This window comes from Limimaricola sp. AA108-03, from assembly GCF_050847355.1.
In the GTDB taxonomy this organism is placed as follows: domain Bacteria; phylum Pseudomonadota; class Alphaproteobacteria; order Rhodobacterales; family Rhodobacteraceae; genus Limimaricola.
In genome coordinates, this window is the sequence record NZ_CP193756.1 from 33,198 (window position 1) to 58,819 (window position 25,622).

The 25,622-nt window shown below is 62.9% G+C and carries 17 protein-coding genes; 9 read left to right on the top strand and 8 right to left on the bottom strand.

The genetic code is table 11. From position 1 onward, the window contains the following. Positions 1 to 137: 137 nt before the first annotated feature. From ACRAQ3_RS15820 to ACRAQ3_RS15830, 3 genes are all read right to left on the bottom strand, one after another. Complete coding sequence (locus ACRAQ3_RS15820; RefSeq protein WP_432256461.1) at positions 138 to 9,602, bottom strand: peroxidase family protein; 9,465 nt, start codon at positions 9,600 to 9,602, stop codon at positions 138 to 140. Between the two features lie 437 nt (positions 9,603 to 10,039). After that, positions 10,040 to 10,750: a response regulator transcription factor gene (locus tag ACRAQ3_RS15825; protein ID WP_432256462.1), complete on the bottom strand. Its 711-nt coding sequence runs from the start codon at positions 10,748 to 10,750 to the stop codon at positions 10,040 to 10,042. Positions 10,751 to 10,988: 238 nt separating this feature from the next. After that, positions 10,989 to 11,480 carry an autoinducer binding domain-containing protein gene (locus ACRAQ3_RS15830; protein ID WP_432256463.1) on the bottom strand — a complete coding sequence of 164 codons (492 nt, stop codon included), beginning with the start codon at positions 11,478 to 11,480 and terminating at the stop codon, positions 10,989 to 10,991. Positions 11,481 to 11,608: 128 nt separating this feature from the next. Between ACRAQ3_RS15830 and ACRAQ3_RS15835 the strand changes: the two genes are divergently transcribed. Further along, positions 11,609 to 12,208, top strand: coding sequence for an autoinducer binding domain-containing protein (locus tag ACRAQ3_RS15835; RefSeq protein WP_432256464.1), 600 nt, complete (start codon positions 11,609 to 11,611; stop codon positions 12,206 to 12,208). A gap of 579 nt (positions 12,209 to 12,787) precedes the next feature. After that, positions 12,788 to 13,363, top strand: coding sequence for a hypothetical protein (locus ACRAQ3_RS15840; RefSeq protein ID WP_432256465.1), 576 nt, complete (start codon positions 12,788 to 12,790; stop codon positions 13,361 to 13,363). Positions 13,364 to 13,468: 105 nt separating this feature from the next. On the opposite strand, the gene ACRAQ3_RS15845 is transcribed toward ACRAQ3_RS15840, so the two are convergent. The 4 genes from ACRAQ3_RS15845 to ACRAQ3_RS15860 form a co-directional block, all read right to left on the bottom strand. Further along, positions 13,469 to 13,795, bottom strand: coding sequence for a hypothetical protein (locus ACRAQ3_RS15845; protein ID WP_432256466.1), 327 nt, complete (start codon positions 13,793 to 13,795; stop codon positions 13,469 to 13,471). A 443-nt stretch (positions 13,796 to 14,238) separates the two neighbouring features. Continuing rightward, the gene (locus tag ACRAQ3_RS15850) at positions 14,239 to 14,436 is read right to left on the bottom strand and encodes a hypothetical protein (protein ID WP_432256467.1); all 198 of its coding nucleotides are present in this window, start codon (positions 14,434 to 14,436) and stop codon (positions 14,239 to 14,241) included. A gap of 467 nt (positions 14,437 to 14,903) precedes the next feature. Beyond that, entirely contained in the window at positions 14,904 to 15,395 is a 492-nt protein-coding gene (locus ACRAQ3_RS15855; protein WP_432256468.1) for a fasciclin domain-containing protein, read from the bottom strand. Between the two features lie 642 nt (positions 15,396 to 16,037). Further along, positions 16,038 to 16,523 (bottom strand): MgtC/SapB family protein, encoded by a 486-nt coding sequence (locus tag ACRAQ3_RS15860; RefSeq protein ID WP_432256469.1) that lies wholly within the window; start codon positions 16,521 to 16,523, stop codon positions 16,038 to 16,040. 1,431 nt (positions 16,524 to 17,954) lie between these two features. Here ACRAQ3_RS15860 and ACRAQ3_RS15865 point away from each other — a divergent pair. Further along, a complete protein-coding gene (locus ACRAQ3_RS15865; RefSeq protein WP_432256470.1) occupies positions 17,955 to 18,683 on the top strand; it encodes a DUF7282 domain-containing protein in 729 nt (242 codons plus the stop codon). A 177-nt stretch (positions 18,684 to 18,860) separates the two neighbouring features. Here ACRAQ3_RS15865 and ACRAQ3_RS15870 read toward each other — a convergent pair whose 3' ends face one another. Next, positions 18,861 to 19,250, bottom strand: coding sequence for an EF-hand domain-containing protein (locus ACRAQ3_RS15870; RefSeq protein WP_432256576.1), 390 nt, complete (start codon positions 19,248 to 19,250; stop codon positions 18,861 to 18,863). Here ACRAQ3_RS15870 and ACRAQ3_RS15875 point away from each other — a divergent pair. The 6 genes from ACRAQ3_RS15875 (at position 19,143) to ACRAQ3_RS15900 (ending at position 25,418) form a co-directional block, all read left to right on the top strand. Next, positions 19,143 to 19,457, top strand: coding sequence for a hypothetical protein (locus tag ACRAQ3_RS15875; RefSeq protein WP_432256577.1), 315 nt, complete (start codon positions 19,143 to 19,145; stop codon positions 19,455 to 19,457). The two genes, ACRAQ3_RS15870 and ACRAQ3_RS15875, sit on opposite strands and share 108 nt — an antisense overlap. Before the next feature lie 332 nt (positions 19,458 to 19,789). After that, the gene (locus ACRAQ3_RS15880; protein WP_432256471.1) at positions 19,790 to 21,496 is read left to right on the top strand and encodes a sensor histidine kinase; all 1,707 of its coding nucleotides are present in this window, start codon (positions 19,790 to 19,792) and stop codon (positions 21,494 to 21,496) included. 200 nt (positions 21,497 to 21,696) lie between these two features. Further along, on the top strand, positions 21,697 to 22,302 hold the full coding sequence (locus tag ACRAQ3_RS15885; protein ID WP_432256472.1) for a helix-turn-helix transcriptional regulator: 606 nt from the start codon (positions 21,697 to 21,699) through the stop codon (positions 22,300 to 22,302). 185 nt (positions 22,303 to 22,487) lie between these two features. Next, on the top strand, positions 22,488 to 23,054 hold the full coding sequence (locus ACRAQ3_RS15890) for a hypothetical protein (RefSeq protein WP_432256473.1): 567 nt from the start codon (positions 22,488 to 22,490) through the stop codon (positions 23,052 to 23,054). 384 nt (positions 23,055 to 23,438) lie between these two features. Then, a complete protein-coding gene (locus ACRAQ3_RS15895) occupies positions 23,439 to 24,362 on the top strand; it encodes an IS110 family transposase (protein ID WP_432256474.1) in 924 nt (307 codons plus the stop codon). A 132-nt stretch (positions 24,363 to 24,494) separates the two neighbouring features. Next, on the top strand, positions 24,495 to 25,418 hold the full coding sequence (locus ACRAQ3_RS15900; RefSeq protein WP_432256475.1) for an IS110 family transposase: 924 nt from the start codon (positions 24,495 to 24,497) through the stop codon (positions 25,416 to 25,418). Positions 25,419 to 25,622: the final 204 nt, after the last annotated feature.

Sequence of the window (25,622 nt, forward strand, 5' to 3'; positions counted from 1 at the left end):
CTAGATGGGCGCCCGAAGAGCGGCTGTCGTCGGCGCCTTCATACGGCTCTAATGTTTGCCCTCTGGACCGCCTTGCTCGGCCTTGCCCCCGTCATGCGCCCCCGGCCGCTCTTCCGGCCGGGGGCGCAGGCATTGGCTCACAGTGTGAGCGCGCTTCCGTCGTCGAGCACGAGGACCAGCTCGGGCCCGGCACCGCTGTCGAAGCTGCTCGCCACCCGGCTGCCACTGCCCGCGACGATGAAGGCCAGGGCGGCGTTCGTGGCCCCGTCGGCGCCGATCACCGTTTCGATCAGCGCGCTGATGTCGGGCGTCCGGTAGGTGCCCCCGGCGGTCCACTGCTCGACATTCGACCAGGCGAACTCGTCGACGATGACGCGCGATTGCGGTGGCGCGCCGGAGGAGAAGGTGGCGGCGGTCTCGCTGCCCTGGATGCCGATGGTGAAGTTCGCGGCCCCCGAGGAGGTCTCGAGCGAGGTGAACTGCAGGTAGGCGTCGGTGATGGTCGCCGTTTGCGGGATGTCGATCCCGTCGAAGCGCATCCCCACGGCCTGCGCCCGGCTGCCGTTCAGGCCGAATTCGAGGTCGCCGCTGCCGCCGCCGCCGAACTGCTCCCAGTCGTCGGAGGAGGCGCCGATCGGCGTGACGACCGTCGACACGGTCCCGCCGCCGGTGGTGACGTCGTCCTCGATGACCATGCCGCTGGCGGTCGCGGTGCCGAGCGTCACGGTCGGGCCGGCGCCGCTGGCCCCGGTCAGGGTGACCGTCACCGTCTCGGTGCCGTTGTCCACATCGTCATTGGCCACCGACACGGCCAGCGAGCCGATCCCATTGACGAAGCTGACGCTCTGGCTCGTCGCCGTGCCGGCGTCGTAGGCCACCTGCAGACTGCCGGTGAAGCCGGTGTCGTTCAGGCTCAGCCCGAAGGCGAGATCGGTAGCCCCGGTGTCGCCGGCCTCGGTCACCGTTGGCGCGTCGGCGATCGAGAGAACGACGCTTGCAGGCGGCGCCGCGACGTCGTCCTCGGTGACCGTGCCGCTGGCGCTCGCGGTGCCGAGCGTCACCGGCGTGGCGGCGCCGGTCGCCCCGGTCAGGGTGACCGCCACCGTCTCCGGCCCGTTGGCCAGGTCGTCATTGGCGACCTGCAGGGTCAGCGTGCCGACCCCGTTCGTGAAGCTGACGTTCTGGCTCTGGTTCGCCGCCGTGCCGGCGTTGTAGGTCACCTGCAGGGTGCCGGTGAAGCCGGTGTCGCTCAGGCTCAGCCCGAAGTCGAGATCGGTGACCCCGGTGTCGCCGGTCTCGGCCACCGTCAGGGCATCGGTGATCGAGAGCACCGGCCCGGTCGGCGGGGGTGGCGGCGGCGCGCTGCCCTGCACCAGCTGGACGTTCGAGAAGCGCACGATCGAGCTTTGCGCGGCGTCGTCGTCGTTGATCAGCGCCAGGTAGTCGAAGGTCCGGCCGGCATGCGCCGCGAGCGGGATCTCGTAGCTCACGGTCTGGCCCACGGTGGTGTAGTCGTTGCGCACCGACTGGTCGAACCTCGCGATGTTGATCGAGCCGAACACCTGAAACAGCAGGTCGTCGGTGGTCTTGTAGTTGTCGTCGTTCTCGAGGCCGATGCTGACGAACTCGGCGGTGCCGTTCTGCATCGTCACGTCGAAGCGCAGCACCGTGTCGGCGCCGATGGTGAAGGTGCCGCCGGGCAGCAGGGTCTTCTTCCAGGTGTTGCCGCTCAGCGTGATGCCGGTGCCATCCTGGTCGATCTGGAAGCCCTGCGGCGTCTTGTCCTGACCACTGTAGCTCAGGAGCGGGTTGGCGTTGAAGTCGATCGGCAGCACGCTGCCGGGATCGGGCGGCGCCGCGACGTCGTCCTCGGTGACCGTGCCGCTGGCGGTTGCGGTGCCGAGCGTCACCGGCGTGGCGGCGCCGCTGGCCCCGGTCAGGGTGACCGTCACCATTTCGTCGCCGTCGTCGACGTCGTCATTGGCTACCGACATGGTCAGCGTGCCGACCCCGTTCGTGAAGTTGACGTTCTGGCTCTGGTTCGCCGCCGTGCCGGTGTCGTAGGTCACCGTCAGGGTGCCGGTGAAGCCGGTGTCGCTCAGGCTCAGCCCGAAGGCGAGATCGGTGGTCCCGGTGTCGCCGGTCTCGGCCACCGTCAGGGCATCGGTGATCGAGAGCACCGGCCCGGTCGGCGGGGGTGGCGGCGGCGCGCTGCCCTGCACCAGCTCGACGTTCGAGAAGCGCACGATCGAGCTCTGCGCGGCGTCGTCGTCGTTGATCAGCGCCAGGTAGTCGAAGGTCCGTCCGGCATGCGCCGCCAGCGGGATCTCGTAGCTCACGGTCTGGCCCACGGTGGTGTAGTCGTTGCGCACCGACTGGTCGAACCTCGCGATGTTGATCGAGCCGAACACCTGGAACAGCAGGTCGTCGGTGGTCTTGTAGTTGTCGTCGTTCTCGAGGCCGATGCTGACGAATTCGGCGGTGCCGTTCTCCATCGTCACGTCGAAGCGCAGCACCGTGTCGGCGCCGACGGTGAAGGTGCCGCCGGGCAGCAGGGTCTTCTTCCAGGTGTTGCCGCTCAGCGTGATGCCGGCGCCATCCTGGTCGATCTGGAAGCCCTGCGGCGTCTGGTCCTGGTTGCTGTAGCTCAGGAGCGGGTTGGCGTTGAAGTCGATCGGCAGCACGCTGCCACCCGGCGGTGGCGCCGCGACGTCGTCCTCGGTGACCGTGCCGCTGGCGCTCGCGGTGCCGAGCGTCACCGCCACACCGGTTCCGGTCGCCCCGGTCAGCGTGACCGCCACCATTTCGTCGCCGTCGTCGACGTCGTCATTGGCGACCTGCACGCTCAGCGTGCCGACCCCGTTGACGAAGCTGACGTCCGGGCTCTGGTTCGTTGCGGTGCCGGTGTCGTAGGTCACCGTCAGGGTGCCGGTGAAGCCGGTGTCGCTCAGGCTCAGCCCGAAGGCGAGATCGGTGGTCCCGGTGTCGCCGGTCTCGACCTGCATCGGCGCGTTGGTGATCGACAGAAGGACGTCGACAGGCGGGGGCGCTACATCGTCCTCGGTGACCATGCCGGTGGCCATGGTGGCGCCGAGCGTCACCGCCGCACCGGTCCCGGTCGCCCCGGTCAGGGTGACCGTCACCATTTCGTCACCGTCGTCGACATCGTCATTGGCGACCGACATGGTCAGCGTGCCGACCCCGTTCGTGAAGTTGACGTCCTGGGTCTGGTTCGTCGCCGTGCCGGTGTCGAAGCTCACCTGCAGAGTGCCGCTGAAGCTGGTGTCGTCCAGGCTCAGCCCGAAGGCGAGATCGGTGGTTCCGGTGTCGCCGCTCTCGGCCATCGTCGGCGCATTGGCGATCGACAGTATGACCGGAACGACGTCGTCCTCGGTGACCGTGCCGCTGGCGGTCGCGGTGCCGAGCGTCGCCACCACGCCGGTGCCGGTGGCCCCGGTCAGGGTGACCCCCACCATCTCGTCGCCGTTGTCGACATCGTCATTGTCGACCGGCACGATCAGCGTGCCGACGCCATTGACGAAGCTGACGGTCTGGGTCTGAGCGGCCGCTGTGCCGACGCTGAAGCTCACCGTCAGAGTGCCGGTGAAGGTGGTGTCGTCCACGCTCAGGCCGAAGGCCAGATTGGTATCGCCCGTATCGCCCGTCTCGACCTGCATCGGCGCATCGGCGATCGAGAGGATGATGGCAGGCGGCGCTTCGACGACGTCCTGCAGAAGGATCGTGAACTCGCGGCTGTCGATGAGATCGCCGCCCGCTGCCGGATCGAGATCGTAGGTGTCGATCACGATCTGGTACTGGTTGTCGACGATCTGGAAGGCGTCCTGGAACTCGTAGTCCAGGTCTCCGCCGGCGACGACCAGCTGGTAGAGCGGGTTACCCAGAAAGTCCTGCCCGCTCTGGACCACCTCGAACCGGCCACCGGCATCGAAGCCCGCACGGATCTGATGGAACTGCCCGGCTTCCCCTTCGTGGGTGGGCGGTATCTGTGTGGTCACCATTGTGCCCGGAGCCGCGTTCTCCTCGACCGAGAAGGGGGCCGTCGGTGTCGCCGTTGCAGCGGAGTAGACCCGTTCGGTGATGCCGTTATTGTCTTTGAAGACGGCCACCGCGCGGAGACCGCCTTCGATATCGGTCTCGCGCACCGTGTACTCGATCTGGTTGGTCGCCACCGTGGTCCAGGTCGGCTTGCCGCCCAGCATGGACTGCCATTCGATCTGGAACCCCTGGGGCAGGCCGTTCGCCCCCAGCGTCAGGCCGTCGGCGTCAGCGAGATCGAAGGTCGCCGCACTCAGCACCTGGCCCACGAAGGGCGTCACACCGCCGAGCAGTTGGGTCGGATCCGCAATCTCCACGAGACCCGTCGCCCGCTGGTTGGTGCCATTGGCGGCGTTGCGGATGTCGATCGTCTGGTCGGAGAACTGCAGCATCTCGATGTTCTTCAGCAGATCCGTGTCATCGGTGAGCTGGTTGCGCGTCGGCAACGCGACCCCATCGACGATCGCGCCTGTCCTGCCATCGTCGAGATCGGTGACGGCGATGAAGCCGTCGCCGTTCAGGTCGTAGGCGGCCTGCGCGACGTCCTCGCCCGGATCATCGAAGTCGCCATCCCCGTTGAAGTCGATGAAGTGGCCGCGGCCTTCGATGCTGTACTCGGCGAAGGTGCCGCGGAACACGGCGGTGTCGATGTTGTTCTGCGGGGTGTCGTCATACTTGATCTCGCGCACGATGCTCATGTCGCCAGGCTTGATGGTCCGGTCGAGCAGCAGCGACTTGAGCGAGCGGCCCCCGAAGGCGAGCTCGCCCGTCTCGACGTTGTAGACCCGGCCCGCCTTCGCCCCCGCCACCATCGTGTCGGTGGTAAGCGACTCGGCGGTATACTCGGTGCCGCCGACCATGATGCGGATCCGCACGTTCAGCCAGGCGTCGCCGTCGATGAGGTCATAGCCACCGCGTCCCATGATGATGTCGTTGCCGTTGCCGCCCATCAGGATGTTACCGTCGCGGTAGCTCGAGACGTCTGCGCCCGGGACGGCGCCGAAGAGCGTCTCCCGCGCGCCGCCCATCCATTCTCCGAGGCCGTCGATGCGATCGATACCCTCCTGTGTGAGAATGTGGTTGGTGAAGCTCGCTTCGGCCTCGGCGCCCGGTCCAACACCGCCGAGAACCTGACCGCGGTCGTCGCCGGCGAGCCTGTCATCGAACTTCCAGCCTGACAGGGCCTCCATCTGATCGAAGCGATCGCGCAGGATCTGCTGCGGGTCGGTGGTGAAGATCGGGATCGCCATGTCGTGGTCGACACCGGCGACATCGAACTTGGCGGTGCTCCAGTCGAAGCCGAACATGCCTTCGAAGCGCTGGACGCCGATGCCCGACAGGGCGATGTCGTCCCCCGATTCCAGATCGTAGTCCTGGTCGTTGCCCTGACCCCAGGCTACGTCGTGGCCGATGATCGAGGAGTTGAAGAACAACTCCGAGTTCTCGCCGGCGATGACGTCGAAGCCTTCGCCACCCTCGATCCAGTCGTCGCCCTCCCCGCCGTGCAACAGGTCGGGGCCGGAACTGCCAAGAATGAAGTCGTTCCCCTCGTCGCCGAAGGCTTCGGCTGCATCCTGGCCGAGGAAGATCGCGTCGCTCCCCTCGTTTCCGAAGGCCAGCGTGAAGCCCCGCGCCGTGGAGATGACGTCATTGCCGGCGTTGCCGCGCAGGAAGTTCTCCCCGAACGGATCCTCGATGATGTCGTCACCATCGCCGCCATAAACTTCGTCGGCGCCTTGGCCGCTGTTGATGTAGTCGTCGCCGCCATCGCCCCAGATGGTGTCGTCGCCGATATCGGAGATCAGCCGGTCGTCACCCTCGGTGCCGCCGATCACCACGTGCTCGCCGCCGCGGAACCGCAGCGTTCCGCCGACGTCGTGGCCGCCATCCGCCGTCACGCCGCTGTAGGAGCGGGTCACCTTGGGATCGAGCGATTGCAGGATCGGATCGTCCCACACCGGATCGGAACCGGAGCGAGTGGGGGAGGTGTCGTCGGGGTTGTAGTCCTCCTGGGCGATCCCGCGGTCCAACTCGAGGATCATGTCGGGCGTGACGAAGATATGCGAACTCAGATGCGTCGCGTACTTATCGCCGAGATCGCTGTTGCGCATGATGATGTCGGAGAACGTGTTCTGCTCAAGCTGGTTGAGCATGTTCAGACCCTGGGTCCGGGACAGGTAGTAGAACCGGTCGCCATTCTGCAGGCGCTCCATCTGGTATTCGAAGATGAAGTTGAAGGTCGAGCCCAGCATGCCGCCGAATTCGTTCAGCCGCTCGGCGAGGCCGCCGATCCAGAGGTCGACATTGTCGAGGCCCCCTTTCTCGCTGACATAGTCACCGCGGGCGTTGAGGAAGTCGATCCGGTCCTCCGGCGCCCCGGCGCCGCCAAGGACGAGCAGCGTGGCCGCATCACGCTTCGCCTGGAGAGTCCCGGCATTCTCGACCGTGGCGTGGGTCCCGTAGGCGGCGATGAAATTGATCACCGAAAGCGGGTTCTTGATGTTTTGGACGAAATCGTTCCAGCTCGTGTAGGGCTTCAGGTCCGGCAGGCCGAAATCATCGGAGAGCTGCGCGCGGGTCTCGTTGAGCGACGGCACGCCGGTCTCGCGGCCGCGCGCGATGTTGAGCGCGGCGAGATCGAGCGGCAGGCCAAGGAGGTTCGACTGCAGCGCCGGGACGACGAACTCGTCGATCTCGTTGCCGACGTCGCGCGACATGCCGCGCAACAGCGCACCCTGAATGGCTGCGACGTCCGTGCCGCCGTCGAGATATTCGACCGGGTTCAGAAAGGCCTCGATCAGGGAGAGCTGATCGCCGCCACCGACGACGCCGAGATCGTTGTCGAGCCGGTCCACCGAGCCGTTCAGCATCGAGTGCCCGAACCGGTACACGGTGTGGGCGAACTCGGCGATGATCGAGCCGTCGATATCGGCGGTGTTGGTGAACACGAAGGGATCGATGGCGGGCTGGATGCGCCGTGCGAACTCTTCGAAAACCATGTGCTGGTACTGCATCTCGGTCGAGAAGCGCCCGGCCTGGAACAGGCGCGCTCCGTCCCATTCGAGCGCCGGGTCGTCCACGCTGGTCGGGATCGGATCGTTCGGGCCGAGATCGACCAGCAGCCATTCGTTGATAAAGGCCCGATCGCCGCTGTCGAGGATGGTCTGCTTGTCGGCTTCGACGACGCGGTTGTGCTCCGAGTGGAACACGGTGTGAATCGCGGTCAGGCCGATGTTCTCGTTGCCCCGGCCGTCGCCCGAGAGGAAGTGCCTGTCGAGAAGCTCGTTGTCATACTCGGTGATCTGGCCCCGCTGGTTTGTCCCCACCGCGTTGCCGGCCACGTCGTCGCCATCGGCTGCGATCGCGCTGACAGGCACTTCGGGGGTGCCCGGATTGCGGTCATGATCGACCGTGCGGACCTCGCCGTTCTCATCGAGCAGGTCGGTGGGAACGGCGGTGTGGGCGATGTCGGCCAGGAAGGCGACGCCGCTGGCAAAGCTGCCCTCGGTGGTGACGCCTTGGGCAGTGCCCTCCTTCAGCCAGGTTTCGGCATGGTCATCATCGGGCGCCATCACCAGCTGGGCATAGCCCTGGTTTCCCAGGATCAGGTTGCCGTACTGATCGGTCAGCAGCAGCGGCACGCGGTGCACGTCGGTGTCCTGCAAGCGGATGCCGAGCATCGAGAGCGCCTGCGCCTTGACCTCGCCCCAGTTGGCGAGGGCGCCGTCCTTGTTGCCGAAGCCGGAGCCGGCCTTGCCGTCGAGCAGGTGACCGGTCGAATAGGCCTTCTCGCCGTCGCCGATGTTCTTGCGGACATACTCGCGGAGGAAGACCTGATGCGAGGCGTGCGAGGTGTAGGTCTGGTTCTGGTCGACCCAAGGGGTCGTGGCATTGACGTGCTGCGCGGTGCCGTCGGCGTCCCAGGTCGGGGTGGCGCGGGTCAGCGTCATGAAGCGCAGATGCTCGGGTAGATCGTCGGCCGTGCCGAATACCTTGTCGGCGCCCGCGATCAGCGGATCGTCGGCCTCGAGCGGGATATAGACCGTACCGTTGCCGCCCTTGTTCACAAGATCCAGACCGTGGTCGAAGAACTGGCCGAAGATCGTCATGGCGGTGTTGAAGGAGGCCGAGAGACCGATGTCGGGCGACTGGTTCTCGATGATAAGCCCCCCATCCTCGCCGACCTGAATGCCGAACTGGTCGAGCAGATCCTGCAGAGCTGCCGCGGCTTCCTCGGGCGTGCCCGACGTGTCGGCAGCGGCCTGAACGATCGCGAGTTCGGCGTTGGCCGCGTCGAGCACGGCCGAGGCCTCATCCGCTTCCGCTTGGGCGGCGGCGAGGTCCGTGTCCGCGATGCTTTTGAGTGCGCCGAGGTCATCCATGTTCGATTGCGCGAGCCCCGGTGCGCCGGTGAAGTCGGCAAGGGCACCCGAAACCGTTTCCGCGTCGCCTGAATTGAGGGTGCCTACGGCAATCCCTTCGATCTCGGTGCGCAAGGTGGTCGCCATGGCCTGCAAGGTCAGAACACCGGGGGTGGTGCTGTCGCCAAGTGCGGTCACGACATCCCCGGCCGCCGCTTCGGCATTTCCAACGGCCGTCATGGCCGCTTCGAGGGCGAGGTTCGCGGTGGCCAACGTGGCGTTGTAGGCGGCGAAATCGGCCTCGTATTTCTCTTCAGCGGCCGTGTGGAGCTTCTGTGCGTCGTCAAATGCAGCCGTCGCCGCGATGAAATCAGCCTGATCAATATAGTCCGACTGGAGCGGCGGAGTGAGAGCGAATTCCGGAACCGCCGTCGGTGCAGGGATGATGTTGCCGAGCGCGATGATCAGTTCCTGAACTGCATCCAGGGCAGTGGTCATTGTCAGAGGGAGCTCCCCCGCCGCGGTCAGGCCCGCGGCGTAGAGCGATTGCAGCGCAGCGGCAGCGGCGAGGGCGGCGTTGGCCGCAGACGCGTCGGCACTGGCCTCTGCAACCACTGCCGTGGCAGCAGCCACCTCGGCATTCGCGCCATTGGCGTTCAGCGTAGCCCGGTAAGCGGCGCTGATCGCGTTGGTGGCCGCCGTCTGGGCGGGACCCTCGACACCGGCAAGCTTCAGCGCGGCGCGGATCGCGGCGGGGTTGGAGACGTCCTGCGTGACGATGAGGTTCGAGATGGTGCGCGGATCGGCGTCTACCACGGTTCCGGTGCCGACATGACCCTGGCCGTCGACGACGCCGTAGTCGGTATTGGTAATGGCGGGAGAAGGGCCGGCCCCGTCGAAATCGATCGAGTCACCGTCGTTGTCGTTTCTGTAAACGGGATCGAGCAGCCGGGGGAATTTGGTCTGGGCCGCGCCGAAATAAGCCTGTCCAGGCAGCAGGTTGTTCAGCGTCCCATCGACGGTGCGAAGCCCCGCGGGCAACAGCGCGGCGTCCTCGGCATCGACGCCGTAGACCTGCCGGATTGCCTCGGTGATATCGGTGCCCGATGCATGAGCCTCGGAAATCTTGATCTGCTGCAAGATGAATTGGAGGTCGTGCTTGTTGACAATGAAATTGGTAACCATGGGTCAATCCCCTCGGATTGGTACGGACAGAAAGGCCTGTGCCGCGAAGTGTTTCGCGGCCTGATTTGCTTCTGTCTTGAAAATCACTTGCCAGTGCGAGCAGCCTTAGGCTCGAACTTCGAAAAGTACACTCATCTGTAGGTGTTAATACGCAAGACGGAAATGAGGACTAAGTCACTGATGATGTTGGCTTTATGTATCTTGCCGATCGTTCCTCGCGGTAACCTTGAGGAAGCCAGAATACACCCCTGAGGTGCCGGACCTGCGTTTTCGTAGCCTGTTGATTTGAAGCGTTGGATTTCTCTGATTCGACCTCACCGCGGATCGTTATTCTCCGGTATGATGGCGTCAGCAGATGATGACGGCCGCCTTGGCTGGGGGGAAGCGGATGTGGTCAAGCTGGCGCGTGCTGCGGGTCGCGTTATTTCCAGCGGGGTTCACATGTTGTAGCGGTAGCCAACCCGGTAGATTGTCTCTATTGCCGAGAACTCCGGGTCCTTTTTGTGCATCTTCCGGCGGACGCGCTTGATGTGCGCGTCGATGGCGCGATCGCTCAACTCGAGCTCCTCATCGCCAATCGCCTCCAGGAGCTGATGTCGTGACACGACGACGCCGGGTTGGTTGGCCAAGGCGCGAACCAGCCGAAATTCCGCCACGGTGAGCCAGATGGTCTCGCCCTTCCATGTCACCTCATGGCGGGCGGGATCCATGACCAACGGCCCGCGGGTCATGACCAGATGCTCGCTCTGGCTCTCGTCCTCGATATCATCGGTGGCCGCGGCCCACGCCATCTGTCGGCGCAAAAGCGCCCGGATGCGCGCGATGAGCACCCGCTGGGAGCTGGACTTCCTGAGATAGTCATCCGCGCCCATGCGCAGTCCCAGGGCCTCGTCGAGCTCGCTGTCCCTGGAAGAGAGGATGATCACGGGAAGGCTACTCTTCCGACGCAGCCGATCGAGCAGTTCCATGCCATCCATCCGCGGCATCTTGAGGTCCAGCACCACCAGATCCGGCCTCCGGGCGTCAAAAGCGCGCAGCGCCGCCTGTCCATCGCTGTAGCAGTCCACTTCCAGACCTTCCGCTTCCAGGGCCATGGACAGCGAGACGAGATAGTTTCTATTGTCATCCACCAACGCAATCTTCGTCATGAGCCCCATCCGAATTTTTCAAGCGGCATCCTGCGCGCCCCGATACCTGCCGTGATGTTCTTGCCCAGGCAAGGCGATTGGAAAGCTCAACGCCCTCGAGGGGCGAGATGCCCCTGTCGGGTTGTATCTTTTGCAAGTTAGGCACCACTCATTCGCGACATCGGCCATTCGGCCGCCGCCCGCTGTCAGGCGCGCCTGAGCTTTGGCCGCCCCATCGCGAGGCTGCGCGCGCCCTCGGTCAGTCGGGCCTCTGGGTCATGACGACGGCCATCTCGTGGAGAGTTGCGCTGACATCGGTGCCCAGCGTCTCGCGGCGATGCGTGACATCGTGCAGGCGCTGCAGAATCTCGCAGGCTTCGCGGATCTCATGGGCCGAGAACTCCCGGTCCGGCCGGGCAAGACCAGCGATGCTGAGGGCGGTGCCGTCGTGAATGGAGTGGGTGATGCCATGAGCCAGCCCATGGGCGCGGGCCCGCCCCAGCACGTCCGCCTCGTCGAAGGCGCCAAGGTCGGACCACCGCTTCGTGCCGGAATGCCGCATGGCCCACCGAACGGTCGGATCCTGCAGCAGAAAGCCTTCGCGTGCATAGGTCTCGAGCCAGGAGGGGGGGTAGCTTTCGAACATGTAGCTGGGCGTCTGAAACCGAACGTGTAGCGCGATCGCGAAACCGGCAGGCGCCAATTCCCCTAGGCGTACCAGCCCTTCGATGACAATCTGTTCGGTCTTCATCCCGCCCCTCGCATGACCATACGTCATATAGCTAGTTGCCACTCTTCTGGAGAAGTTCAATCTGTTAGAGCGATCGTCCTAGACGGGAGTGACTCCCGATGTCAGGTAATCGAAAGGTAGTTGTGAGCGTGTCCGAGTTCTCCTTCAGTGCGCTGCAGGTCTTGGCCCCGGCGGGGTACTATCTCGGCCTGCGCATTCTCTTCGCCTTCCCCGCCGCCGAGGTGAACGAGCTGCCGGCTTCCTGGTTGGAGCTCTATGCGCGCGAGCGGTTCTTTCTGGCCGATCCCGCGTTGCGCTGGTCTCTCGACCACAGCGGCGCGATCCGCTGGAGCGACTTGTCCCGGAACGATCCCGCCGGGATGACCCGGCTGAGCGCGGACTATGGCATGCGTCATGGTGCGGTTGCCGCATTCCGAGAGCCCACCGGATTGCGCTCCTATGGTCTCTTCTACCGCGATGACCGCGACTACAGCGCGGCCGAGCTCGAGCAACTCGCCCGCTTCATTGCCCATCGGCATCGCGGCGTGACATCGAAGCTGCAGCTGACCCGGGCCGAGATCGCGGTATTGAAGGCGATCAAGCAGGGCACGCGCATCAAGCAAATCGCCCACGATTTCGGGGTGAGCGAAGGCGCAATCAAGCAGCGGCTGCGCAACGCCCGCCTGAAACTCGACGCCGCGACCGGTGCGCAGGCCGCGATCAAGGCCAGCGAGGCCGGGTTGATCTGACTCTTGGCACTTTGCCCTATAAGGCGTCCGTTAGGTGATGGACACGCCGCTCTCGGAAAGCGAGCCAAACTTGGCCGTCCACAACTCCGGCCCCTTGCGGTCACCGGTGTCGGTCATATGGTCACCGGCTTGATGGGTGTCAGATGGAGGCGACGTCAAGCCAGCTGCGACTCGCGCTGAAACCTACCTGGCGGTTCTAACCATTCTCAATTGGTACGCTTTTCCTCAGCCCGTCGAGGAAACACCAAACTGCGAAATCGCAATCATGGTTGGTCTATGGCAGTTGCGCGCAGAAGGTGGAGAAAGGCTCGCGCCCGGCAACCTGTATGGATCGGTCGTCGATTGAGTTTAGTGAAGGCAAAAGACACCGCAAATTGACAGGGGCTATGCGCCTCGGGCTGATAGACAAAGAGTCCTAATCAGCGGGAACGAGGGCTCTGGGCTGCTTATAGCCTTGAGATTTGGAGATCCAATCCGAGCTTATTGCGTCATTTGCCCCAGGGACGAGGTCTCAGGGGCCTCTGCGCGTTGCCACGGGATGCTATCATGGTCGGGTGACTTTGATGAGGGGTTGGTAACATGCGCAAGGTATTCATGGCTGCGACGGCTTTCGTCGCTCTCGGAGCGACGTCTGCCCTCGCTTCGCCGAAGGGGGAGATGCTCATGCAGAAGTATCGAGCCGCTGAGTATACCCGAGTCGAGATCAAGGAGGGTCCCACCCAATACAAGGTGGAAGCCGTCAAAAACGGCAGAAAAGTGGAGGTCGTTTACGATAGGAATCTCCGGGTCATAAAAAAGGAGTATGAAAAGGCGGACGCGGACGACGACCGGCCCCGCTATCGAATTCGCAGCAAACCCAAAGATTTCGTTCGGAGTCGCGATCATGCCGAAAAGCATGATGATGATCACAAGGGCGACAGGCAGTGGTCCGACAAGGGTCGAGGTGGCGGCGGCAACAAAGCCGAGGATGACGATGACGACGACAAGAAGGGCCGAGGCAAAGGTCGCGACCAGGCCGACTATGATAACAAAGACGACAAGAAAGGCCGTGGTCGCGGTGGCCACGAGACCGACTATGAAGAAGACCACGATGATGAAGATGACAAGAAAGGTCGAGGGCGAGGTCGCGGCCGGGACGACGATAAATCCTACTAGACTTGTGACGACAGGAGCAAAAGTAGGAAAGGCAAGCGGTCGTCCAACTGACGCCGCACCAGTCATGGCCGGGCCGCGTCTGCGCGGCTCGGCGCCCGGTTGGGCTCAAACCAGCGAGAGTGGGCTGTGGCCGCCCTCAGCTGATCCACGTCGAATAAATTCGGAGAGGGGTAGATCTTCTTCTTTGGTTGCCGACCTTGATGCAGGAAGCCCGACCTTTTCGGCGTGATCGCATGCGAACTTCTTGCAGGTTTTTGTCGCGAGGGGCTTGGGCATCTGCACGTTGCGGCAGGCCTGGTTGACATTGGAAAGCTCCATCGCGACCTTACATCTGAAAGTGTCGTGGGCATTCTTCCGAGCGCCCGGCTTCTCCACGGCCTGCTCGAAATGGATGTGGTTGCTTGTCTCGTAGTAACTGCGATTGATGTCCATCGTGCTCCCTTCGTGTCGATGCCGATCTCCTGCCCTTCGACACGTTCGATCCCCAACTCGCTTGATCTAGGCCAGCCTCTTTAGAACCATGTGATATGGGACGATCCTTCCCGCCTCGTCGCGGTCGGCCCTGTCGATCCTCATGTTCTTGGAAGCTCGGGTACAAGAATTGGGCCGGAGCTCGGGGCTCTCCGGCCCTCACTCGCACCCATACGGGCCTCGCTGCTCTGTTGGCAGGCAACGGGAAGCTCGCAGTCCGCCAATCCTAGAATCAGCAGGCCCCTACTCGTATGGCCGAGGCTACGACTGACGTATGGTCACAGAGAAGCTGGAACAGCGATGGAAGGAAAACGTGATCGGCGGCTGGTGCCTTCGAGTAGTTTCGCACCTACAACCGCTTGGTTCTTAGCCAGAAGTCCGAGCCAAAGCTGACAGCCTACATGTTACGCCCGTTCACCCTTCCGAACCAGTACCGCGAAGCTCTCTCCGTCGATCTCAACCGTGGTCCACGTGAAGGCTGCAGTCGCGGCGGAAGCGCGTGTTTCGTTCACGGTCATGAATGTCAGCAGCACGATAGCAAACATGAAGGCGGCAAGCGCCAACGTCGCAGCGATGATCTGGAGGGTACTGAGGTTCTTCATATCGAGCAGCCATCTAACTGAAGTTGACTGCCCTGCCTTCCGATCCCGAGGTGTTCAGAATGCGGCGGATATCCACTACCTATCCCAAATGAACACAACCTATCCGTATGGATATGATCCTAAGCGCACGTCCGCGCCCCACGCGAGATCAGCGTGGCAGCGTGAAGCTCCAAAGGAGGAGTTCGTCGATCCCGCCTCATGGATGGTCGGCGGCAATGGCTTCGAGCGTTATCTTTAGGCGAACGGATCGACGCCGTAGATGCTCGCGGTCTCGATGAGAGAGGCAATGCGGCCCAGTGCTTTCCACCTTCATCATGGCCTCCTTGCCTCAAAATCAGCGAATAAGGCGTCCCCAGGACACGGGGCTATTCAGTTCATTGACGGGGTAGAGAAGAAAGGATCGCCGCGCCGACGATGCGCATGCCGAACCTTGTGGGGAGGCGGCCTGAACCGCCTCCCGCAGGACCTTACATCTCCGGCATCAGCACCGCATCGATGGCGTGGATCACGCCGTTCGAGGCCTCGATGTCGGCGGTCACAACATTAGCGTCGTTCACCGTCACGCCGCCCTCAGTGCCGATCATCACCGTGCCGCCCTCGACCGTTTCGGCCTCCATGCCGTCGGTGAGATCGCCCGACATCACCGCGCCAGGCACGACATGGTAGGTCAGGATGGCGGTGAGCCGGTCCACGTTCTCGGGCAGCAGCAGCTCGTCGACGGTGCCCTCGGGCAGCGCGGCGAAGGCCTCGTCGGTCGGCGCGAAGACGGTGAACGGGCCTTCGCCCTTCAGCGTCTCGACCAGACCGGCCGCCTCGACCGCAGCGACGAGGGTCGAGAAATTCTCGGCATCAGCCGCGGTGTCGACGATGTCCATGGCCTCCATCGAGTGGCTTTCGGCATAGGCCGAGGTGGCCACGAGCGTTGCGGCGGTAATCGAAAGAAAGGTTCTGCGGATCATGGGTCGCTCCTGTGAATACGCCGGAATGGCGATGTCGGAGGAGTTAGAGCGCCAGATCGTAATGGGCAGGCGTAAAACTACCGCTCATTGTAATATTACTGCGCAGCAAGCCTGCGCTTTTGCAAGGGGAGATTGACTGGGGAGCGGCGGATATCGTGCCGTGGCCAACACTGAATATTCGCCACTCGACGCAGGATGGCAGCGCCTTGGTCGACCGGGATGATTTTCGGCGCCCTTTTGACCCTGACGGCAGCGGGCTTGCGCCGACTGTCGCTAAGGGACATCCCGCCCTGTGAATAGCTGGACTCCCCGCCGCTGTCTTGGCAACTCTCACGGATTCCTGGACCAAACACCCCGGTGAGATGGGCACATCGGAATTGCATCGACCCAGCATCTTATTGATAGGCGCAGCGCTGATCACGGACCGAACCATGTATTCTGAAGATCTCGAGTAAAGGCTCCAACAAAGCCAAAAGCTCTATGACCAGTCCTTCAATCTCTCGTCGTTGCGGGACCAGTGGCGTTGTTCCATGCGCCTTGACTGGCACGCCTCCGTTACCGCCGTCTCGAGCCGAACTTCGCCCTGTCGTGGCCATAATGTCCCAGCCGGGGCATGAAATAGCGCCAGCCGCCCATTCCGTCTCAATCGTGCCAGCCGAGCCAGCGTTCGACTTGGCGCAGTAGCAGCAGTACGAGGATCACCATCACCGAGGCCATTGCCGCCAGCGGGATCTGCCCCCCGCCACAGCCGAGGCCGACTGCACCAGAAAGCCAGAGCGATGCGCCGGTCGTGATGTTGCGAACCTGACCTCGAGCTGTGAAGATGATCCCGGCAGCCAAGAAGGCCACTCCCGCAGTCACTGCCTCGATCAGGCGGAGCGGGTCGATCCGCATATCATCGGTTCCTCCGAAGTCGAGATGGGTCACCTCTTGGCCCAGCATGACGAAGAGGGCAGCTGCTAGTCCCACCAGGATATGAGTCCGCAACCCGGCAGGTTTGCCTTGCCATTCGCGCTCCAGACCGATCAGTCCGGTCAGGACAATCGCCGCAAGCAAGCGCATAGCCGCAACCAATGGTGACGTCGCAAGGAACGACATGCTGAGATCAGACTGCAACGCCTCGAGCATGGTGGAATTATCCGTTCGCGATCTTCTCCGGAAACCGTTGGAAGTCGCCCCGCGTTCCGCTGGATACGTAGCTGGTCGGAAGGGAAGCCCTGCGACATAAAAAGACGGCGGCCCTGCTCGAGCAACGCCGCCGAGAAACCGGCACACAACGGGGCGCTGGACCGGCTTGCCAACATGAGCGTGCTGCTGGAGGCTGTAAAGGCACAATATGCAAGGCTTGATCACCGCGAAGGGCGATCGGCGGCAGAGGATCCTTTTGCGGGGCTAGCGCGATCCTCTGCCGCCTGCAGCTCCAGAACTGCATGGCTGACTCGGGAAGCGAAATCGCCGGTCAACCGGGGCGCACTATGAAGCCAAAGATGGCGTAAACAAGCGGAAATCTTCCGCCACTCTGGAACGGCCCTTGTCCTTGTGGACGGCGCCGCTAAATCGCAGGCTGCCGGCGTTTGAGTTCAGATGGTTCGCGCCGGTTGCAGCGCGAGGTCACGTTCGTGCTGGGAGCCGAGGGTAGCGTTCCATCCCCCCTCGGCTCCATTCATCCTTTCGCCTTCAGCACAGTGCTGCGCCGCTGCACCATGGGAGGATCGTGTATGAATGGCACTGCAATATCCGTGTTCGCCTGCGTTATCGTGGTCGCTGGCGTTCTGGGGCTTATCGCCGGCCTTGCAGGCGACAGCAGCGGCCGGGGGATATCGGCAGAAGCTCTCACAGGGGAAGATGCCGGCGCAGTCTTCCCAGAAACAGGCGGAAGCTGAACGGGCCAGCCGCGGCGCTGTTACATTGTCCGGCACTGATCCGACCGCGTTTCCGCAATCATCCTCTCCTTGAAGGCCGGGGGCGGGCGATAGAAAAGCATGCTGGGTGCACCTGATTGCGCCACGCACTATTTTGTCCGTTCGAAAGGCAACTATGCCCGCCTATATCGTGACCTACGACGCTCACCACGACCGGGACTATCAGCCCCTATACGACGCAATGGAAGAGATTGGCGGTGTGCGCTTGGCCGGTAGCGTATGGGGGATCTCATCGGTACAGTCCGTCTCGGAGGTGCGGAATTGGGTCGGGGCCCTGTTGGGGCGTCGATGATACGGTTGTCGTCCTCCGCCTCCAGCGCAGGCCAGCTTGGGCAACCCGCAACGCTCCGAAGGAGGCAACCGATTGGCTGCATGCGTGCGGTCGATAGCCGAAACGGAGCCAGCACTGTCGTTAGAGGGCGGCGCGAGGAATGGAACCGCAACTCCAACTCCTGGGAAAATTTCGGTCGGCATTGACGCCATGTGCAGAGTACTGCGGGCGGCATAAACCATGCCAGCGGCGGCGAGTCGTGCGTGCACACGCTTCATGGAGACTTCCAATGATCAAGGCCTTTGCAAGCGCTGCCGCCCTCTCCGCTCTTATGGCAGGGGGGGCCTGGCGCAGGATGATGAAACGATGATCGTGGTCACCGATGACGCGATGATGCAGATATCGATGGTGGACGGACAGACCACCGTGACCTTCCCGCTCATCGCCGCGCTGGAGGACGGCTACATCGTCGTGCATGCCGTCGCTGCCGATGGCACGGCCGGTGAAGTGCTGGGGCATGCCTCGGTGACTGCCGGCGAAAACGCCGACGTGGCGGTGACCATTCCGGAGGCGCTGCCTGCTGGAACTCAGTTGATGGCTATGTTGCATGTCGAGAGCAGCGACAACGGCACCTTCGATTTCGGGCCCGAGATGACCGATGTGGATGCCCCGGTGATGCGAGACGGGGCGCCGGTGATGGTGATGTTCGCCGTGCCGGAGGGCGTGGCTGACGGTGTCGTGGTCATCGAGCCCATGCCTTCGCCCGATGTTGCCGATCCCGAGTCCCGTTCGGCCTCGGAGGACGATGAGGAGCGGGACGCGATCGAGGAAGACGAACCCGCGATCGATCCGAATGATACGGAAACCGAAGGCTTCATCGAGGAAGGCGAGGATTTCGACGGGGAAGGCAACGAGGAGGACGGCGAGCCTGTCGAAGAAGGCGCTGGCGACGAAGAGACCCAAGATACGGATCTGGAACAAGACACGGGTCTGGATACTGAAGGTCAGGAAGACGACGCTGCCGATACCGATACGGATACCGATGCTGGCGCCGATGCCGATGCCGATGCTGACGGCGAGGTGAATGCCCAGTAAACTCGGTATCTCTTGACCGACTCCTGAAGGGCTAGCCGAGCAACGATTGGCTGGCCCTGCTCTTCGAAGGAACGGCGCGTGGCCCCATGAAGTCCCTAAAGGTTCAGGAACTCGACGGCTCCGACAGAGCCATCAGCGTAGCAATGCGTCCGTACCTCGGAAGGAGGAGCACCTCTTTTAATCGCGAGCGCGACTTCCAGCACCTTCCCGCCGCAGCTTGCCCGCTATTCCGGGATTTGCACCGTTTCCGCGAGATGCCCCCGGGCCCGATTTGTTTCCGGCACCGCGTTTCTGGGCATTCTGCCCGCTCGCCCGCGGTGTCTCGGAGCTGTCCCCACCGGGCGCTGTCGCTTGACGCTCGCCCTGACCCTCGCCAGCCCGACTGGGAGGAGTTTCTTGCGAAGCCTTCCCCTGAGCGCTCCAGGCGCTCTGGGAGGATTGAACCTCATCAGGTGTGACGTGACCATCGCCATTCCGGTCAAGGCGCTTGAGCATGGCTTGCCAACGGCTGCCAAAAGCCAGCCGGAGTTCCTCGGGGGAGAGCACGCCATTTCGGTCGAGATCTATTTGCGTAAAGCTCTTGGAGCCGCCATCTGGGCGCCCGAAAAGGTCCTCGTATTTGAAGAGGGCGAGGACCACGCCAGCCTTGCCATCGATCGAAGGGCCGGGGCGTGCAGGGACAGAGGCAGCTGCCGGCGCGACAGCTGTGCAAAGCGCCACAAGAATGGCCCCCTCCATGAAAGGCCATTTGGGTTGCCAGAGCTTTCGACGTGAGATGGTCATCGTGGACAAGTAAAGCGCCGTCGGTGCTATATCCAGTTGCCCGATGCAATACTCGCGCGCCCGTGACATAACGATTGCAGCTGGCGAGGTGACCGTTCAGGTTGATCCCGCCCCATGAGAGGATCGCGCCAAGGGTTTGGATCGCTGTTGTTGCTGTGTTTTCAGGGAGGTGGACGCCCCCACCGTTCTTTGGCCCAGCCCGCGCATTCCGGCTGGGGTGCATTGCCCGGTCGGGCGCAAGTAGCCAGTTCGCTTGGCATGACGCTGGTGCTCCCTCGATGGATTGGGGCTGCGGTAGTTTTGATAGAGAAGGGACGAGCCGGTTGAACGCCAGACTATCGCTGAGCCAGCGCCTGTTTCTTCTGACCGGGGTGGCGCTTCTCCCAGCCATCTTGATTGTCACCAGTGCCGAGGTCTCCTCAAGACGAATCCGCGAAGCTGAAGCTCAAGGCTATGTCGCCAGGATGAGTGACCTGGCCGCATCCGAGATTGAACGAGTGCTGACATCGGCGGCGACGCTCATGATCGCTGTCGCGGCGGCTCCGCCGGTCACTCGGCGCGATAGCGAAGGCTGCGAGACTTATGTTCAGGAGGTCAACAGGCAGCTCCCACAGCTCAATGATATCATCGTCGCCGACGAAGAAGGCACGATCTTCTGTCATACGGGCGCAACGCCCGACGCCGCGCTGCCCGGGGTTGCAGATCCGCTGATAGCAGAACTTTCTGGCTCGCGTTTTGCTATCGGAACTTATCAGGATACCCCCGCCGGACCCAGTCTGCCCATCGGGATGGCGATCAGGGTCGAGGGCGGGGTGGAGCGGTTCGTCTTGCTCGGCATCAGCCTCACGGCGCTCGAAGAGGTGATTTACGACAGCGGGTTCGAGGCCGGCACCGAGATGACGATTGCCGACCGAAACGGAACCATCTTGGCGCATCGCCCTTTCGTATCGAATATCGTGGGCGAGGAACTCTCGGAGGGAGCTGCTGCGCTCGCGGCCTCTGGGTCAAGAGGGACAGCTTCCTTGCCGGGGCGTGACGGGCGGGACCTATTCGTCGGATACCAGCCACCCGTGGAGAGGCGGCCATTTTATATTTCCGTGGGTTTGCCGAAGGACCAGGTGATGGCCCCGGTGAACGCTGCGACCCGCCGTTCGGCATCCTTGGCGTTGGCTGGCGGTGCCATCGCGTTTCTCATGGCGTGGATGTTCGGGCGGGTCTTCGTGCGTCGCCCGGTGCAAAATCTCGTACGCACGATCAGGCGGTGGCAAAGCGGTAACAGGAACGTACGCACTGGTGCGCTGGCGCGCTCTAGCGAGCTGGGCTTGATCGGCGCGACCCTGGATCACCTGCTCGATGAGCTGCAGGAACGGGAAGAAGCTCAGCGACAGGCCGAAGGACAGCGTGACGTGCTTGCGCGGGAGCTCGAGCATCGGGTCAAGAACCTGCTTTCTGTCGTTCAGGCCATCGCGCGCCGTACCTTCTCCGATGGCAGCGAACTGCCCGAGGCACGCCGCACCTTTCAGGAGCGTTTGAACGTGCTGGCCAAGGCTCAAACCGTTCTCACGTCCAAGCAGAGGTCGGGGACGACCATCGCGGCAGCAGTCCGTTCAGCCTACGAGCCTTTTGCAGGGCTCGACGCTGGACAGATCACCGTCTCCGGCCCGGACATTCCTCTCGACCCCGAGACAAACCTGGCCTTGTCCATGGCCCTCCATGAGCTGTTCACGAATGCGATGAAATATGGCGCTCTTAGTGTCGCCGAGGGCCGAGTGTCCATTGAGTGGGATGTTCAGGACGAGGAGACCAGCGAGAACCTTCATTTCCAGTGGAGCGAGCATGACGGTCCGCCTGTCGTATCGCCTGAGAGGGCCGGTTTCGGCACCCTCATGATCAAGAAGATGTTGGAGACAGAGACTGGAGGAAAGGTAAGCGTCGATTACCACCCAGCTGGGCTCCTCTGTGAAATCCTGCTGCCGGTGAAAAGAGGGGCTCAGCCGGACAGGGTCGAAAAAGAGCTTTCGCGATCCTGAGCGACGGGGTCCGAACGGAAAGCAGGAAGTGCCGGCGCATGAGCGCCTCGCTACGCGTAGCATGGTTCCAGCCGAGCCCAAGGCAGGGAATGGGGGCATCTGCTGCCTGAGACCGGACAATTGAATTCCGTCGGGTCGCGCTTGTCCTATGATAGATCTCATGGGAAGCGCGGCCATAATGGCCAGGCGACGGTGCGAAAATGATCGGACAATTGTCCACGGATGCGCTCGCGGATCTCGCTCCCGCAGGATTTTTCCTCGGTCTTCATGTGCGGTTCATCTTCCCTACCATTCGCGTGAGCACCCTGCCGAAGTCATGGATCGAGCGGCACACGTGCAAGCCATTCTTTCTTGATGCCCCTGCTTCACGCTGGTCTCTCGAGAACGACGGTGCGATCCGGTGGAGTGCCCTTGCCGACCATGATCCGCTGAAGTCGAGCTCTCTCACGGCGGAGCACGACACGCCCTATGGCGGGGTCGTGGCTTACCATGCCGCCGACGAGTTGAGGTCCTACGGCCTCTTTTTCCGAAAAGATCGGGAATATCTCGATGCCGAACTTGCCCACCTGTTTGAACTCGTCGTGGAGCATCACGACCGCCTCGCCACGCCTCCAGCGGTCCTGACCAAGGCCGAACTTCTTGTGCTAAGATGCATGAAGGAGGGAAAGCGGCTCAAACAGATCTCCTACGACCTTGACGTGAGCCAAAGCGCAGTCAAACAGCGGTTGAAGAACGCCCGCCGAAAGCTGGGCGCGAGGTCAGGGTCTCAAGCTGTCGCCATGGCGGCGAAACTGGGCTTGCTGTAAAGGAGCTTTGGCCTCCAAAGGGTGTGTCTGATCGGGAGAGCGATAACCACGACCGACGGAAACCACTTCAGGTCTGACCAAGGCGTCGCTTCGGCGGGACAATCGAAAATCTTTGCCAAACGCGATGTGCAAGCGCAGACTCGACCCACTACCGCCATCCCGCGGTTGTGTTCGATGGCGATAGCGTGAACCTGGAAGAGGAAGACGCTCCCATGAAACTCTCATCAATGACTGCGGCCGTTGGAACCTGCATGCTGCTTGCGTCAGGCGCCGCCGCACAGAGCGATGACGTCACTGCCGAGGACCTGATGCAGCGCCTCGAGGGCGTCGCGCCCTCCGCGGTGCTTGAGAATGCGACGCTTCTGCACTTCCCTGCGGAAGGCGAGATGATGACGCTTCGCGAAGGCACCAACGGCTGGACCTGCATGTATCCCGGCACCGACCCGATGTGCGCAGATGAGGCGTCGATGTCATTCCTGAATGCCTGGATGAACAAGGAAGACCCCCCGGAGACGCTCGGCTTCGTCTACATGCTGCTCGGTGATGAAGGCGCCAGCAATACCGACCCCTATGCCGAGGGCGAGACGGCGGACAACCAATGGGTCGTCGCCGGGCCGCATGTGATGATCGTCGGCTCACAGGCACAACCGATGCTCGACAGCTATCCGCAGGAGGTTCCGGACGGGGCCAACCAGCCGTGGGTCATGTGGCCGGGAACGCCATATGCCCATCTCATGGTCCCGGTTGAGTGACGCGGGCGGAAAGATAGCAGGAAGGCTTGTGCAAGGGCGTCCTGCCATCAACTAGCTCTCGGCGGTCACGGCAAAGCTGAGGACTGCTGGGATGCAGATACGGCTGGCCAATCGCATCGGCAGGCGTAGCCTCCGCATGGCATTGATGATGTTACCGCCCCCCCCTGTCTGTTGCGAATGGAGTAGAGTGGCGGTGCGGAAGGGAGCCCGTCCCCCCCTGTCTGTTGCGAATGGAGTAGAATGGCGGTGCGGAAGGGAGCCCGTCCCCCCCCAGGGTCGAGAGCCCGTGTGGGAGCAAGGGTCCCTTCCGCGTCGCGATCAACCTGAACAGTTGCTTGGGACGGCTGACTCCGATCCCGCATGACATGGACAGGAGCTTTTACCATGCCACAGACCGTCATCGGCTGCGACCTTGCCCGCGGCTGGATCGATACGCACGCCCTGCCGACCAAGGTGGTGGTGAGGATCGATAACAATCCGAACAGCATTACCCGCTGGACCGCGTCCTTGCCTGCAAACTCTCTAGTCGTCTTCGAGGCCACCAGCGGCTGCGACACTCTTTTGATCAAGGCACTCTGCGACCGGGGCCTTCGCTTCGCACGGGTCAATCCGCGCCAAGCCCGAGAGTTCGCCCGCGCGACGGGCGTGTTGGCCAAAACGGATCGGGTCGATGCGCGCATACTGGCTGATATGGGGCGCCTCTTGCCTCTCGAGGTTACCGCGCCGCCTCATCCGGATCGGGCCCGACTTTCTGATTTCCTTCGTCGCCGCAGGCAGTTGGTCGAAATGCGGAAAGCCGAAAAGGTGCGTCGCCACAGCGCCGGCCAGCCAGCAATCCTGCGCGAGATCGAGACGATGATCGCGCTGCTCGACCGCCGCATTGTCATCATGGATCGCAAGATTGCGGCTCTGATCGGAGACAGCCCCGAACTTACCGAGCATGCGGAGTTGCTTCGCGCCGTGCCTGGGATTGGACCGACGGTGCTGGCAACGCTTCTCGGCGAACTGCCCGAACTCGGCAAGCTCTGTCGGCGTCGGATCGCCTCTCTCGCCGGGCTCGCTCCACATGCCCGCGAGAGCGGCACATGGCGCGGCACACGACGTATATGGGGAGGACGACGCAAAGTCCGCGAGGCTCTCTACATCGCGGCCTTGAGCGCGTCCCGCCGCGTGCCGCTCTTGATTGCCATGCGAGATCGAATGAAGGCTGCCGGCAAAGCCCCCAAAACAGTTCTCATTGCCGTTGCCCGTCAGCTCCTCGTCATCCTCAACGCCATGATCCGAAACAAACAGCCCATTCGCCTCTAAGAAACGACACAGTTGCCCCCAGGGTAGAGAGCCCGTGTGGGAGCAAGGGCCCCTTCCGCGTCGCGATTAACCTGAACAGTTGCTTGGGACGGCTGACTCCGATCCCGCATGACATGGACAGGAGCTTTTACCATGCCACAGACCGTCATCGGCTGCGACCTTGCCCGCGGCTGGATCGATACGCATGCCCTGCCGACCAAGGTGGCCGTGAGGGTCAATAACAATCCGGACAGCATTGCCCGCTGGGCCGCGTCCTTGCCTGCGAACTCTCTGGTCGTCTTCGAGGCCACCAGCGGTTGCGACACTCTTCTGATCAAGGCGCTCTGCGACCGGGGCCTTCGCTTCGCACGGGTCAATCCGCGGCAAGCCCGGGAGTTCGCCCGCGCGACAGGCGTGTTGGCCAAAACGGATCGGGTCGATGCGCGCATACTGGCTGATATGGGTCGTCTCCTGCCTCTCGAGGTTACCGCGCCGCCTCATCCGGACCGGGCCCGCCTTTCCGATTTCCTTCGGCGCCGCAGGCAGTTGGTCGAAATGCGGAAAGCCGAAAAGGTGCGTCGCCACAGCGCCGGCCAGCCAGCAATCCTGCGCGAGATCGAAACAATGATCGCGCTGCTCGACCGCCGCATTGTCACCATGGATTGCAAGATCGCCGCTCTGATCGATGACAGCCCCGAACTTATCGAGCATGCGAAGTTGCTTCGCGCCGTGCCCGGGATCGGACCGACGGTGCTGGCGACGCTTCTCGGCGAACTGCCCGAACTTGGCACGCTCTGCCGGCGTCGGATCGCCTCTCTCGCCGGGCTCGCTCCACATGCCCGCGAGAGCGGCACATGGCGCGGCACGCGACGCATATGGGGAGGACGGCGCAAGGTCCGCGAAGCTCTCTACATCGCGGCCTTGAGCGCTTCCCGCCGCGTGCCGCTCTTGATTGCCATGCGAGATCGAATGAAGGCTGCCGGCAAAGCCCCCAAAACAGTCCTCATTGCCGTTGCCCGTCAGCTCCTCGTCATCCTCAACGCCATGATCCGGAACAAACAGCCCATTCGCCTTTGAGTAACTACACAGTTGCCCGACGGCATCGGTCTGCCAAGGTGGATTTGTAAAAGTCCACATCGGAGGGCGGCCCCATCATCAACGCCGTCCTGCACATGAAAAAAGGACATGAATGAGGGGGGGCTTTTCCTGGGTAATGCCTGTCAGGCCTAAGCCTTCCTATTATGGTCAAGGGAACTCAACCTTGAACACCCGGATATGCCG

Bases quoted from the DNA above. Each gene is read 5' to 3' on its own strand.
- ACRAQ3_RS15840 (WP_432256465.1), top strand. From the start codon at position 12,788: ATGCGCAAGGTATTCATGGCTGCGACGGCTTTCGTCGCTCTCGGAGCG.
- ACRAQ3_RS15850 (WP_432256467.1), bottom strand. From the start codon at position 14,436: ATGAAGAACCTCAGTACCCTCCAGATCATCGCTGCGACGTTGGCGCTT.
- ACRAQ3_RS15865 (WP_432256470.1), top strand. From the start codon at position 17,955: ATGATCGTGGTCACCGATGACGCGATGATGCAGATATCGATGGTGGAC.
- ACRAQ3_RS15895 (WP_432256474.1), top strand. From the start codon at position 23,439: ATGCCACAGACCGTCATCGGCTGCGACCTTGCCCGCGGCTGGATCGAT.
- ACRAQ3_RS15860 (WP_432256469.1), bottom strand. From the start codon at position 16,523: ATGCTCGAGGCGTTGCAGTCTGATCTCAGCATGTCGTTCCTTGCGACG.
- ACRAQ3_RS15885 (WP_432256472.1), top strand. From the start codon at position 21,697: ATGATCGGACAATTGTCCACGGATGCGCTCGCGGATCTCGCTCCCGCA.
- ACRAQ3_RS15900 (WP_432256475.1), top strand. From the start codon at position 24,495: ATGCCACAGACCGTCATCGGCTGCGACCTTGCCCGCGGCTGGATCGAT.
- ACRAQ3_RS15820 (WP_432256461.1), bottom strand. From the start codon at position 9,602: ATGGTTACCAATTTCATTGTCAACAAGCACGACCTCCAATTCATCTTG.
- ACRAQ3_RS15855 (WP_432256468.1), bottom strand. From the start codon at position 15,395: ATGATCCGCAGAACCTTTCTTTCGATTACCGCCGCAACGCTCGTGGCC.
- ACRAQ3_RS15830 (WP_432256463.1), bottom strand. From the start codon at position 11,480: ATGAAGACCGAACAGATTGTCATCGAAGGGCTGGTACGCCTAGGGGAA.
- ACRAQ3_RS15825 (WP_432256462.1), bottom strand. From the start codon at position 10,750: ATGACGAAGATTGCGTTGGTGGATGACAATAGAAACTATCTCGTCTCG.
- ACRAQ3_RS15845 (WP_432256466.1), bottom strand. From the start codon at position 13,795: ATGGACATCAATCGCAGTTACTACGAGACAAGCAACCACATCCATTTC.